At 76.3% G+C, this 12,780-nt stretch carries 10 protein-coding genes and 1 pseudogene; 5 read left to right on the forward strand and 6 right to left on the reverse strand.

Annotation, left to right across the window (positions count from 1 at the left end; translation table 11 throughout):
* Window positions 1–12 precede the first annotated feature (12 nt).
* The 3 genes from HLV61_RS02570 to amaB all read left to right on the forward strand — a co-directional run bounded on the left by HLV61_RS02570 (window position 13) and on the right by amaB (window position 3,666).
* Window positions 13–849, forward strand: coding sequence for an HpcH/HpaI aldolase/citrate lyase family protein (locus tag HLV61_RS02570; protein WP_369252651.1), 837 nt, complete (start codon window positions 13–15; stop codon window positions 847–849).
* 89 nt (window positions 850–938) lie between these two features.
* Window positions 939–2,105: an NAD(P)/FAD-dependent oxidoreductase gene (locus tag HLV61_RS02575; protein WP_369252653.1), complete on the forward strand. Its 1,167-nt coding sequence runs from the start codon at window positions 939–941 to the stop codon at window positions 2,103–2,105.
* 31 nt (window positions 2,106–2,136) lie between these two features.
* Window positions 2,137–3,666: an L-piperidine-6-carboxylate dehydrogenase gene (gene amaB, locus HLV61_RS02580; protein ID WP_369252655.1), complete on the forward strand. Its 1,530-nt coding sequence runs from the start codon at window positions 2,137–2,139 to the stop codon at window positions 3,664–3,666.
* 75 nt (window positions 3,667–3,741) lie between these two features.
* Here amaB and HLV61_RS02585 read toward each other — a convergent pair whose 3' ends face one another.
* The 5 genes and pseudogenes from HLV61_RS02585 to HLV61_RS02605 all read right to left on the reverse strand — a co-directional run bounded on the left by HLV61_RS02585 (window position 3,742) and on the right by HLV61_RS02605 (window position 9,575).
* Complete coding sequence (locus HLV61_RS02585; RefSeq protein ID WP_369252657.1) at window positions 3,742–4,449, reverse strand: class I SAM-dependent methyltransferase; 708 nt, start codon at window positions 4,447–4,449, stop codon at window positions 3,742–3,744.
* Between the two features lie 50 nt (window positions 4,450–4,499).
* A complete protein-coding gene (locus HLV61_RS02590) occupies window positions 4,500–5,999 on the reverse strand; it encodes a diguanylate cyclase domain-containing protein (RefSeq protein ID WP_369252659.1) in 1,500 nt (499 codons plus the stop codon).
* Window positions 6,000–6,086: 87 nt separating this feature from the next.
* Window positions 6,087–7,030, reverse strand: a pseudogene (locus HLV61_RS02595) (alpha/beta hydrolase).
* 35 nt (window positions 7,031–7,065) lie between these two features.
* Entirely contained in the window at window positions 7,066–8,985 is a 1,920-nt protein-coding gene (locus tag HLV61_RS02600) for an alpha-amylase family protein (protein ID WP_369252977.1), read from the reverse strand.
* 5 nt (window positions 8,986–8,990) lie between these two features.
* On the reverse strand, window positions 8,991–9,575 hold the full coding sequence (locus HLV61_RS02605; RefSeq protein WP_369252661.1) for a TetR family transcriptional regulator: 585 nt from the start codon (window positions 9,573–9,575) through the stop codon (window positions 8,991–8,993).
* A gap of 133 nt (window positions 9,576–9,708) precedes the next feature.
* Here HLV61_RS02605 and HLV61_RS02610 point away from each other — a divergent pair, with 133 nt between their 5' ends.
* Entirely contained in the window at window positions 9,709–10,524 is an 816-nt protein-coding gene (locus HLV61_RS02610; protein WP_369252663.1) for a mycofactocin-coupled SDR family oxidoreductase, read from the forward strand.
* 1 nt (window position 10,525) lies between these two features.
* Entirely contained in the window at window positions 10,526–11,368 is an 843-nt protein-coding gene (locus tag HLV61_RS02615; RefSeq protein ID WP_369252665.1) for a patatin-like phospholipase family protein, read from the forward strand.
* Window positions 11,369–11,447: 79 nt separating this feature from the next.
* Here the strand turns inward: HLV61_RS02615 and HLV61_RS02620 are convergent, their stop codons facing one another.
* The gene (locus tag HLV61_RS02620; RefSeq protein WP_369252667.1) at window positions 11,448–12,746 is read right to left on the reverse strand and encodes a PP2C family protein-serine/threonine phosphatase; all 1,299 of its coding nucleotides are present in this window, start codon (window positions 12,744–12,746) and stop codon (window positions 11,448–11,450) included.
* Window positions 12,747–12,780: the final 34 nt, after the last annotated feature.

Genomic DNA, 12,780 nt, shown 5'->3' on the forward strand with positions numbered 1-12,780 from the left:
GAGGATGACGTCATGACGACACGACGGAGGGTCGGCCCGGCGGACGCGCGCTCGTGGCTGCTGGTGAACGGCGCGCGGTCCGAGCTGTTCGAGGAGCGGTACGCCTCGCGCGCCGACCAGGTGGTCCTCGACATCGAGGACGCCGTCGACCCGGCGCACAAGGACGAGGCCCGCGCCGGCGTCGTCGCCTGGCTCGGGGACGCGGCCCGCCCGGCCTGGGTGCGGATCAACGACCGCTCGACGCCGTGGTGGGAGGGCGACGTCGCGGCGCTCGCGGGCCTGCCCGGGCTGGCCGGCGTGATGCTGGCCAAGACCGAGGCCGGCGAGCACGTCACCGAGACCTTCGACCGGCTGGGCGGCTCGACCCCGGTGCTCGCGCTGGTGGAGTCGGCGCTGGGCATCGAGGAGGCGGTCACCGTGGCCCGGGCGCGCGGCGCCTTCCGGCTGGCGTTCGGCAGCGGCGACTACCGCCGGGACACCGGCACCAGCGCCGACGACCTGGCCATGGCCTATCCGCGCTCCCGGCTGGTCGTGGCCAGCCGGATCGGCGGCCTGCCCGGCCCGATCGACGGCCCGACGGTGAGCACCAGCCACCCCGTGCTGCGCGAGCAGTCGGCGGTCACCGTCTCCCTGGGGCTCACCGGCAAGCTCTGCCTGGACCCCGACCAGGCGCCCGTCATCAACGAGGTGATCAGCCCCGCGCCGTCCGACGTCGCCTGGGCGCGGTCGTTCCTCGCCGACTTCGAGGCCCGTGGCCAGGTCGTCCGCGACGGCAGCGACCTGCCCCGGCTGGGCCGTGCCCGCAAGATCGAGCGGCTGGCCGTCACCTTCGGCGTCGAGCCGGCCTGATCCGCGGCGGGCCCGCGGCCGGACGTGGTGCTGCGGGCCCCGGAGGACGCAGGATGGGGACCCGTCCCCGTCCGTGCAGGAGGTCCCCGGTGACCGGACCGTCGCGCCAGGTGCCCGCCTCGGCGTCCGTCGTGGTGATCGGCGGCGGGGTGACGGGGCTGGCCACCGCGTACGAGCTGGCCCGCGCCCGCGTGCCCGACGTCGTCCTTCTCGACCGGGACGCCCTCGGTGCCGGATCGACCTGCAAGGCGGCCGGCGGCGTGCGGGCGATGTTCTCCGACCCGGTGAACGTCACCCTCGGCGCGCGCAGCCTGGAGACCTTCCGCGACTTCCCCGCCCGCTTCGGCCAGGAGATCGACTTCGCGCCGGTCGGGTACCTGTTCCTGCTGTCCACGCCGCAGGCGGTCGCCGACTTCGAGGCCGCGGTCGCGGTGCAGCACTCCCTCGGCGTGCCCAGCCGGATGGTCGACGTCGCCGAGGCGCTCCGGCTCTCCCCGCTGGTCGACGCCGACGGCCTGCTCGCCGCCGCGTTCTCGCCCACCGACGGGCACTGCACGCCGGAGTCGGTGGTGCTGGGCTACGCGTCGGCCGCCCGGCGGGCCGGGGCCACGCTGCTGCCGCGGTGCGCGGCCACCGGCATCGACGTCGACGGCGGGCGGGTGACCGCGGTGCACACCGCGGCCGGGACGATCCGCACGGACACGGTGGTCTGCGCCGCGGGCGCCTGGTCGGCCGAGGTGGGCGCCTGGGCCGGGGTGGACCTGCCGGTGACCCCGCTGCGCCGCCAGGTGCTGGTGACCGGGCCGGTGCCGGGCGTGGACCCGCACACGCCGTTCACCATCGACTTCGACACCTCCTTCTACTTCCACCGGGAGGGGCAGGGCCTGCTCATGGGCATGTCCGACCCCGACGAGACCCCCGGCTTCCGGCTCACCCGCTCCGACGCGTGGCTGCCCCGGCTCGCCGCGGCGATCGAGCGGCGCGCCCCCGCCCTGGCCGGCGTCGGCGTGGCCGGCGGCTGGGCCGGCCTGTACGAGATGACGCCCGACCACAACGCGCTCATCGGCTGCGCCGCCGGCGTCGAGGGGTTCCTCTACGCCACCGGCTTCTCCGGGCACGGGTTCCTCATGGGCCCGGCCGTCGGCGAGGTCGTGCGCGACCTGTACCTCGGCGAGCAGCCGTTCGTCGACGTGTCCGTCTTCGACGTCCGTAGGTTCTCCGGTGCCGGCGTCCGGCCCGAGCTCAACGTCGTCTGAGACCCCCACCCCGAACCCGAGGAGCACCTCTGTGACCACCCTGCCCACGGCCGAGGACCTCGCCCGCCTGGCGGCCGAGGCCGCCACCCGCTGCGGTGTCGACCTCGACGCCGTCGCGGGCGGCGACCCCGTCACCTCGCCGGTCAACGGCCGGCCGGTCGCCTCGGTCCGCCGGGACACCGCGGCCGACGTCGAGGCCGCCGTCGCGCGGGCCGGCGAGGCGTTCCGGACCTGGCGGACGGTCCCCGCGCCGGTCCGCGGCGCGCTGGTGCGCCGCCTCGGCGAGCTGCTGCGCGAGCACAAGGCCGACCTCGCCGCCCTGGTGAGCATCGAGGTCGGCAAGATCACCTCCGAGGCGGCCGGTGAGGTCCAGGAGATGATCGACATCTGCGAGTTCGCCGTCGGGCTCTCGCGCCAGCTCTACGGCCGGACGATCAGCTCCGAGCGCCCCGGCCACCGGCTGATGGAGACCTGGCACCCGCTCGGCGTCGTCGGCGTCATCAGCGCCTTCAACTTCCCGGTCGCCGTGTGGTCCTGGAACACCGCGATCGCCCTGGTCTGCGGCGACCCGGTCGTGTGGAAGCCGTCGGAGCTCGCGCCGCTGTCGGCACTGGCGTCGGCCGCGCTGCTGGACCGTGCGATCGCCGAGACCGGCGCGCCCGAGGGGCTCAGCCAGGTGGTCCTCGGCGGCGCCGACGTCGGCGAGGCGCTGGTGGCCTCGCCCGGGGTCGCGCTGCTCAGCGCCACCGGCTCGACGCGGATGGGCCGGCTCGTCGGGCCGCGGGTGGCCGACCGCTTCGGCCGGTCGCTGCTCGAGCTCGGCGGCAACAACGCCGCGATCGTCACGCCGTCGGCCGACCTCGACCTGGCCACCCGCGGCATCGTCTTCTCCGCCGCCGGCACCGCCGGGCAGCGCTGCACCACGATGCGCCGGCTGATCGCGCACGTCGACGTCGTCGACGCCCTGACCGAGCGGGTCGCGGCCGCCTACCGCCGGCTGCCGATCGGCTCACCGCTGGAGGCCGGCACGCTCGTCGGCCCGCTGGTCCACGACGCCGCGTACAAGGCGATGCAGGACGCGCTCGAGGCGGCGCGGCAGCAGGGCGGGGAGGTGCTCGCCGGCGGCGGGCGGCGGCTGGCCGACGAGGCGCCGGACGCCTACTACGCCGAGCCGGCGCTGGTCCGGATGCCCGGCCAGACCGACGTCGTCCGGCAGGAGACCTTCGCGCCGATCCTGTACGTGCTGCCCTACCGGACGCTGGAGGAGGCGGTGGCGCTCAACAACGACGTGCCGCAGGGGCTGTCGTCGAGCATCTTCACCTCCGACCAGGCCGAGGCCGAGCGGTTCCTCGCCGCCGACGGCTCCGACTGCGGCATCGCCAACGTCAACATCGGCACCTCGGGGGCGGAGATCGGCGGCGCGTTCGGCGGGGAGAAGTCCACCGGCGGCGGCCGCGAGTCCGGCTCCGACGCGTGGAAGGGCTACATGCGCCGGGCGACCAACACGATCAACTTCTCCGGCGAGCTGCCGCTCGCGCAGGGGGTCGAGTTCCCCATCTGACGCGGCCCCGGACGGTGTGCGCCGACGCGGGGTCCGGTGCGCGAGGGTGCGGCCCCGGCGCACACCGTCGCCGGCTCAGACCGCGGTGGCGGTGAGGAAGGTGCAGACGCCGTCGCCGGAGGTGGCGCGCTGCCGGATGCCCAGCAGCCAGAGCGCGGCCATCTCCACCCGGTAGGCCGCGCGCATCGGGCCGCGGTAGAACGTGTCGCCGGCGGTGGTGACCTCGACGTCGTCGAAGCCGGCCAGCCGCACGTGCTCGGTGAGCATCCAGTCCGGCAGCAGGGTGATGTGCCCGGGGGAGTGGTAGAGCCGCGGGCCGAAGACGTACGGCGCGCCGCGCAGCAGCGTGAGCAGCCGCGAGTGCGGGTGCGTGACGTTGGGCGTGCTCACCAGCAGCCGGCCGCCGGGGCGCAGCAGCGCGCGGATCGAGCGCAGCACCTGCCGCGGGTTCTCCACGTGCTCCAGCGTCTCCACGCAGACCACCAGGTCGAACGGGCCGCGGGTGTCCTCGGTCCACTCGGGGTCGTCGAGGTCGAGACGGGCGATCCAGTCGTGCGGCGGGTCCAGGTCGGTGGGGACGACGTCGACCCCCGCGTCCCTCAGCCGCAGCGCCAGAGCGCCGCAGCCCGAGCCCACCTCGAGCACCCGGCCGCCGTCGGGCAGCAGCGACCGGGCCAGGGCCGCGGCGTACTCGTGCACCCCCGGGGCGGCGTGGATGCCGTGCCCCCGGTAGTCACGGACAGCGGGGGTACGACGCCCGTCCCGGCGCACGACGTCGGTCACCCGCCCACCCTGTCATCCGTCCGGGCCCGGCGCCCGGCCGGGAGCAGAGATCAGACGTGGACGCCGTGGTGCACGACCCGGCCCTTGCCGGCGCGCTTGGCCGTGTACATGGCGGCGTCGGCGCGGGCCATGAGCTCGTCGGCGCCCGCCGCGGCGTCGCCGGCGGACAGCGCCACCACGCCGGTGCTCGCACCCACCGCCCGCAGGCTCCCGGCGACGGGGAACGGCAGGTCCATCGCGGCCGCGATCCGGGCGGCGGCCTCCCGCGGGTCGCCGCCGTCCTCGAGCAGCGCGGCGAACTCGTCGCCGCCGAGGCGGGCCACCGTGTCGCCGCCGCGCAGGGCTCCGCGCAGCCGGTGCGCGACGTGCCGCAGCAGGTCGTCACCGGCGGCGTGGCCGAGGGTGTCGTTGACCGACTTGAAGTCGTCGAGGTCGAGGAACACGACGGCGATCGGCCGCCCGTCGCGGGCGTGCAGCGAGAGCGCGTGCTCGAGCCGGTCGAGGAACAGCGACCGGTTGGCCAGGCCGGTGAGCGGGTCGGAGAAGGCCAGGTGCCGCAGCTGCGCCTCGCGGGCGGCGAGGTCGTCGGCCAGGCGGACGTTCTCGCGCACGGTCCCGTACTGGCGGGCCAGCAGGGCGGCGATGACCAGGGCGACGACGAGCTCCTCGGCCTGTTGCAGCGTCGTCCCCGACAGCGAGCGCGTGAGGGCCACCCCGAGGGCGAGGGTGACCGGCGCGTAGGGCAGCAGGGAGGCCGCGGCGCTGGTCCGCCGGACCGTGGCGCCGCTGCCCGTGGCGTCGGCGTCGTGTGCGGGGCGGCACAGGCCCGCGACGGCGAGCAGCACGAAGGCGAGCGCCCAGCCGGCGTCGACGGTGCCGCCGTCGTAGGCGCTGGTGGCGGCGAGGTAGGTGAAGGCGCTGTCGGCGACCGCCATGGCGGTGACCCCGGCGGCGACGAGGTTGAGCGGCCGGCGGTCGCCGGGGGTGCGGGTGACGAGCAGGACGGCGAGCACCACGAGGGCGACGTCGGCGACCGGGTAGGCGGCCAGGAGCAGGCGGACGGCGACGTCGTGGCCGGTGTCCTCGCGGAGCACCGCGCCCAGCGCCGTCTGCCAGCTGACCAGGCCGACGGCGCCGGCGGTCATCACCGCGTCGAGGCAGCGCTGCCAGCGGCCGGTGCGCCCGCCGCCCGCGGGGTGCACGACGAGGGCGAGCACGGAGAGGACGGCGAACCCGAGGAAGCCGAGGTCGGCCAGCGACGGGAACGGCGCCTCACCGTGGGCGGAGAGGACCGCCCAGTACGCCTGCCCGGCGCACCAGGAGGCGCACGCCGCCGCCAGCAGCGCCCAGGCCGCGCGCATCCGCCGGCCGCTGCAGCGGGCCGCGTGCCGGGCGGTGGTCACGGCGGCAGCACCGGCGGCCAGGGCCTGGGTGACGTCGGAGACCAGCGCCGCGGCGGCGGCCGGGAGGACGAAGGTGGCCAGCATCGCGACCGTGCAGGCGGCGACGAGCAGCGCGCCCAGGGTGGACGCGGCGGGGGGCCGGGCCATGTCGCGCTCCTTCACCGACGGGGGTCTCCCGTTCCTGATCGGCGCGCGGGGGCTCCGGGGACATGACCCGTCGGGGTGAGTGGGCGCTCACCGAGTGGCGGCGAGCGCTTCCGTCTGCTGCGCGCAGAGCTCGGCCAGGGCCTGTGGCGCCGAGCGGCACAGCCGCGGGAAGGCGAGGAACCCGTGCGGCATGCCGACGTACTCGGTCAACCGGACCGGCACGCCGGCGTCGCGCAGCACCCTGGCGTAGCCCACGCCGTCGTCGCGGATCGGGTCGTGCTCGGCCACCTGCACCAGCGCCGGCGGCAGGCCGGAGTGGTCGGCGGCGAACAGCGGTGAGGCGTGCGGGTGGTGCGGGTCCTGGCCGCCGAGGTGGTGGTCGCGGAAGGCGAGGCAGTCGGCCTTCGTCAGGATCGGCGCGGAGGCGTTCTCGTCGATCGAGGGGCTGCTCATCGTGAGGTCGACCGACGGGTAGACCAGCCCCTGGTGCACGATCCGCGGGCCGGAGCGCTCGCGGGCGAGCAGGGTGACGACCGCGGCCAGGTCGCCCCCGGCGCTGTCGCCCATCACCGCGACCCGGCTGCCGTCGGCGCCGAACTCCTCCGCCCGCGCCACGACGTCGGCCAGCGCGCAGTAACAGTCCTCCGCCGCGGCCGGCCAGCGGTGCCCGGGTCCAGGCGGTAGTCCACCGAGACGACGACGGCGCCGACCGTGGCCGCCACGTTGCTGCACAGCCAGTCGGCCGAGTCCAGGTCGCCCAGCGTCCACCCGCCCCCGTGGAAGTTGACGACCAGTGGCAGCGGACCGCTCGCGCCCTCGGGCCGGTAGGTGCGCACGGGCACGGGGCCGACCTCGCCGCGCGCCGTCCCGTCGGTGAGCCGCACGCCGCGGGCCACGCCGCCGAGCAGCAGGTCGGTCACCGGGTCGTGCGGGACCGACCGCGACTGGGCCGTGCGCAGCCGCTCGTCGTCCATCGACGCGATCGACATCCGGCCCAGCAGCCGGCCGAGCACCCGCACCCGCAGGTCCATCCGTGCCACGTGTCCTCCTGTGTGCGTGGGGTGGGTCAGGGTTCGGCGTACCAGGCCCAGCCGAGCCCGGGGACGACGAGCCGGCCGTCCTCGACCGGCAGCGTGCCGTCGCTGCCGGCGACGCAGGGGTACGTGCCGAAGCCGGTGACGGTGTCGGCGTCCACGGTCTGCGGCCGCGCGCTCACGTTGGCCAGCCCGACGAAGGTGCCGCCGCGCGGGTGCCGGCGGCGCCAGACCAGGACGGCGTCGCTGCCCGCGTCGACCACCTCCGACTCCGTGCCCCCGGCGAGCGCGGGCTGCCCCCGCCGGGCCCCGGCGAGCCGCCGCAGCAGCGCCGTCACCCGGCCCCCGAGGCTCCGCGGGTCGGCGGCGCGCGCGGTGGCGGCCCAGTCCAGCGGCGGGCGGTGCATCCACCGGTTGTCCGGGGCGAGCGCGGGGTCGGCGAGGTAGCCGGCGTCGTTGCGCTGGGCCAGTTCGTCGCCGGAGTACAGCAGCGGGATGCCGCCGAATCCGTAGGCCACCGCGTACAGCAGCCCGAGCCGGCGCAGCCCCGCCTCCAGTGCCGCGTCGTCGCCGCGGTCGAGGGCGTCCTCGATGCCGCACAGCGACGCCGTCGTCCCCGAGACCCGGGCGTCGCCGGTGGCCTCGTTCTCCTGGAACAGCGCACCGCGGGCGAAGGAGCCGGGGAAGCGGCCGGAGTAGAAGTCGTTGAGGAACCGGCGGTGGGCGAACCCGTCGAGACCGACCGCGGCGGCGTCGGCGTCGGTCACCGCCCAGCCGATGTCGTCGTGCCCGCGCACGTAGGTGCACCAGGTGGTGGCCGGCGGGATCGGCCGCATCCGGCGCAGCGCCTGGCGGGCCAGGCGGGCGTCGCCGGTGGCCAGGCTGCTCCACAGCAGGACCATGAGCTGGTTGTGGTAGGCCAGCTCGCACTCGGGCCGGTACCGCTCGTGCGCGCCGAGGTACTGCACCAGGTCGTCCGGCGCCACGATCGCCTCGGCCTTGAACACCACCCCGGGGGCGGCCAGCCGGGTCAGCGCGTGCAGCAGCTGCAGCAGGACGTGCGCCTCGGGCAGGTTCTGGCCGCTGGTGCCCAGCCGCTTCCACATGAACGGGACGGCGTCCATGCGGAAGACGTCGACGCCTCGGTTGGCCAGCCAGGTGATCTCGCCGAGCACCGCCAGCGTCACCTCGGGGTTGGTGTAGTCGAGGTCCCACTGGTAGGGCCAGAACGTCGTCCACACCCAGCCGCCGGCGCCGCCGAGGGCCTCGGGGACCCAGCTGAACGAGCCGGGCGCCCGGTCGGGGAAGACCTCGGGGATCGTGGCGTCGTAGGCGTCGGGGAGCTGCCGGTCGGGGAAGGCGGTGTAGAAGCCCGCGTACGCCGGGTCGCCGGCCAGCCACCCCTGCGCCCACCGGTGCTCGCGGGCGGTGTGGTTGAGGACCAGGTCGATGCACAGGCTCATGCCGCGCCCGTGCAGCGCCTCCGCCACGGCCTCGAGGTCGGCCATGGTGCCCAGCCGCGGGTCGACGGCGCGGTAGTCGGCCACCGCGTACCCGCCGTCGTTCTCGCCCTCGCGCGGGCGCAGCAGCGGCATGAGGTGCAGGTAGGTGGTGCCCAGCGCCTCGAGGTGGTCCAGCTTCCCGGGCAGCTCGCGCAGGGTGCCGCAGAAGCGGTCGACGTAGCAGACGTAGCCCTGCACCCGCGGCGACTGGAACCAGGCCGGGTCGATCTCCCGGCGGCGGTCGAGCCGGCGCAGCGCCGCGGGCCGCTCGGCGGCGGCCTGCAGGGCGGTGCGCAGCGCCCGGCCGGTCAGCTCGCCGCCCCGGTCGCCGTAGAGGCGCCCCAGGGCGGCGGTGACGTCGGGCAGGACGAGGCCGGCCCGCGCCAGGAAGGCGTCGGCCTCGTCCTCCCCGAGCGCGGCGGCCGCCTCGTCGGCCAGCCCCGGTGGCATCCCCGTCACGTCTCCTCCGTCCCCGGCCGGCGCACGGTCACCGCGGCCGGTGCCCGGTCGGCCAGCCGGACGAACTCCTCCGCAGGCGTGGCCGGGTCCCACGTCAGGAACGCCGTCCCGAGCGCCGCACCCGCCGCCGCGGACAGCAGGCGCGCGCCCAGCGGGTCGTCGGGGAAGCGCCGGAGTGCCCAGACCTCCAGCGCGGTCTCCACGTGCCGGTGCACCTGCACCGGGTAGCCGAGCAGCTCCCCGGACGCGGCCCCCAGGCGGTGGACGACGATCGTGTCCGGCGGGCCCCACCGCACGAACGACACGCAGATCCACCGCAGGTCCGCCCACGGGTCGTCGGTGACCGGTGCCTCCCCGGTCAGGCGCTGCAGCCGGCCGGCCAGCTCGGGATCGGGGTCGAACAGCGCGGCGGCCTCGGTGGGGAAGGAGTCGAAGAACGTCCGGCGCGACGTGCCGGTGGCCGCGGCGACGTCGTCGACGGTGACCGCCGCGAAGCCGCGCTCGGTGACCAGCCGGACCGTCGCCTCCCGCAGCGCCCGCCAGGTGGCCAGCCGGGAGGCCTCCCGCGCGGACTGCGTCACGGCGTCGACCCTAGGACCTTGCACTGAGTGCACATGACTCCTGGCGTGACGCGGGTCGTGGAAAGGACCCCCTCCTCCCCTCCGTTCGCGAGCTCGCGGCGGGACCCGGGACGGGGCCGGGGCGGAGGTGGCGATGGCAGGACGGGTGGAGGGCCGGGTCGCGCTGGTCACGGGCGCGGCGCGGGGGATGGGCAGGGCGCACGCCGTCCGGCTGGCGGCCGAGGGCGCCGACGTCGTGCTGGTCGACGTGTGCGGGGAGCTGCCCGACGTCGCCTGTCCGCCCGCGACGGAGCAGGACCTCGACGAGACGGTGCGCCAGGTCCAGGCGCAGGGCCGGCGGGCGGTGCGCGCGGTCGTCGACGCCCGCGACCTCGCGGGGCTGACGGAGGCCGCCGACCGCGGCGGGGCCGAGCTCGGCCGCCTCGACGTCGTCGTCGCCAACGCCGGGATCTGCAGCCCCCGGGCCTGGGACCAGGTCGCGCCGGAGGTCTTCGCCAGCACCCTCGACGTCGACGTGACCGGCGTGTGGAACACCGTCATGGCCACCGCGCCGCACCTCGTGCGGGCCGGTGGCGGGTCGATCGTGCTGGTCAGCTCCGCGGCGGGGCTCAAGGTGCAGCCGTTCATGGTCCACTACACGACCAGCACGTGGGCGGTGCGCGGCAGGGCCAAGGCCTTCGCCGCCGAGCTCGCGCAGCACTCGATCCGGGTCAACAGCCTGCACCCGACCGCTGTGGCCACGGGCATGGGCGGCGGCGACATGCAGGCCGCCCTCGGCGCCGCGATCGGCGGTGACCCCAGACTGGCCGGCATGTTCACCAACCTCCTGCCCGTCGACGTCACGCAGCCCGAGGACGTCGCCGACGTCGTCCTGTTCCTCGCCTCCGACGAGTCCCGCTACGTCACCTCCCACGAGATGGCCGTCGACGCCGGCGTCTCGGAGTTCTGAGGTGAGCCGCGCACTCGTCCTCGGCGGCGGCGGCATCGCCGGGATCGCATGGGAGGTCGGCCTGCTGTCCGGGCTGGCCGCCTCCGGCGTGGACCTCCGCGACGCCGACCTGGTGGTGGGCACCTCGGCCGGCTCGATCGTGGGCACCCTGCTGCGCACCGGCGCCGACCTCGAGGAGCTCTACGAGGCACAACTCGGCCCGGTGCCGGCCACCGAGCGGGCCGTGCAGTTCGACGGCGCCGCCTTCGTCGCGGGCTTCGCCGCGGCGCTGGCCGGCGCGACGGGGCAGCAGGACGCGCGGGCCCGGATCGGCGCGCTCGCGCTGCAGGCGCAGACGATGCCGGAGTCGGAGCGGCGCGCGGTCATCGGCGGGCGCATCGGGACGCCGGAGTGGCCGGAGCGGCGGCTCGTCGTCACCGTCGTCGACACCGCCGACGGGGAGTTCCTCGCCGTCGACCGCGACACCGGCTTCCCGCTGCTGGACGCCGTCGCCGCCTCGTGCGCGGTGCCGGCCGTCTACCCGCCGATCACGATCGGCGAGCGCAGGTTCATGGACGGCGGCATGCGCTCGGCCACCAACGCCGACCTCGCCGCCGGCTGCGACACCGTGCTCGTCGTCGCGCCGATGGCCGGGATGGCCGGTGGTCCGCTCGGGCCCTCGCTGGACGACGAGTTGGCCGTGCTGCGCCAGGGCGGGAAGGCGCACCTGGTGCTCGCCGACGAGACCGCGGCGCGGGCCTTCGGCACCAATCCGCTCGACCCCGCCACCCGCGAGCCCTGCGCCCGCGCCGGCCGCGCCCAGGCGGAGACGGTGGCCGAGGAGATCCGCGCCTTCTGGGGCTGAGCCGCGCGCCCGTCGTCGACCTGCGGTCGTCGTCCTCGTCCCGAGGCGACCGCAGCTCGACGTCCGGCGGCGAGCGCCGCTAGGAGGGGAGGACGCGGACGGCGAGCACGGCGACGTCGTCGTCGGTGCTCTCGGGGAGCACCCGGGCCAGCAGCCGGTCGCACACCGCGTCCGCCGTGAGCCCCGCGAGCCCGGACAGTGCCTCGGCGGCGCCGGCGAGACCCTCGTCGATGCCCTGCCGGCCGACCTCGACCAGCCCGTCGGTGACCAGCACCAGCGTGTCGCCGGGGCACAGCGCCGACTCGTGGTCGGTGCGCACGGCGAACTCGTCGGCGCCCAGCAGACGCTCGGGCCGCGTCTCGAGCAGCCGCACGCGGTCGTCGGCGCCGAGCACCAGCGGCGGGAGGTGGCCGGCCGACGACCAGCGCAGCAGGTGACCGGGCGCGCCGTCCGGGAGCGGCAGCAGGTGGGCGACCAGTGCGGTGGCCAGCGTCCCGACGTGCAGGCCGGCGAGCACCCGGTCGACCCGGTCGAGCGTGCCGGCCGGGCCCTCGGGGGAGTCGTAGGCCAGCGTCCGGACGGCGCTGCGCAGCTGGGCCATCGCCGCCGCGGCCTCCACCCCGTGGCCGGCCACGTCGCCGATCACCAGGACGGTCGCGCCGTCGGGCCGGTCGAACGCGTCGTACCAGTCGCCGCCGACCAGGTCCAGGGAGACGGCGGGCCGGTAGCGGACGGCGATCTCGAGGCCCGCGGGCTGCGTCGGCGGGGACAGCAGGCTGTGCTGCAGCGTCTCGGCGACGCGGACCTGCCGGCCGTACAGGCGGGCGTTGTCCAGTGCCAGCGCCCCGCGGCGGGCGACCTCGACGGCGAGAGCGACGTCGTCCGGCCCGGCCGGCGGACGGTCCCCGCAGCGCACCAGCGACAGGACGCCGAACGCCGAACCGCGGGCCTGCAGCGGGACGAACAGGCTCGACTGCGGGTCCAGCCGCTCCCAGGCGGCGCGCACCGGACCCTGCGGCAGCGACTCCGGCCCCAGGTCCGGCTCGACGGCGCGCAGGTTCACCGGCTCCCCGTCGCGCAGGACGGCGGCGAGGGCGTCGTGGTCGCGCGGCGCGGTGATGCGGCCGGCGAGGTAGGTGTCGACGTCGGCGAGGCGGCCGGGGTCGCGGTGTGCGCGGGCCGAGCTGCCCGGTGCGCCGTCGGCGGCGAGGACGGTGACGGTCGCCCAGTCGGCCAGGCGCGGGACCACGAGGCGGGCGAGCTGGTCGGCGGCGGTCCCGGTGTCGAGACTGTGCGACAGGGACTCGGTGACCTCGGCGAGGTAGCGGTAGCGGTCGCGCTCGGCGTCGACGGCCCCGTCCTCCCTGGGTCCACTCACTCCCGCTCCGTCCCGGCCCCCTCGGTCCGGGCGC

The organism is Geodermatophilus amargosae (assembly GCF_041028265.1).
Taxonomy (GTDB): Bacteria; Actinomycetota; Actinomycetes; order Mycobacteriales; family Geodermatophilaceae; genus Geodermatophilus; species Geodermatophilus amargosae_A.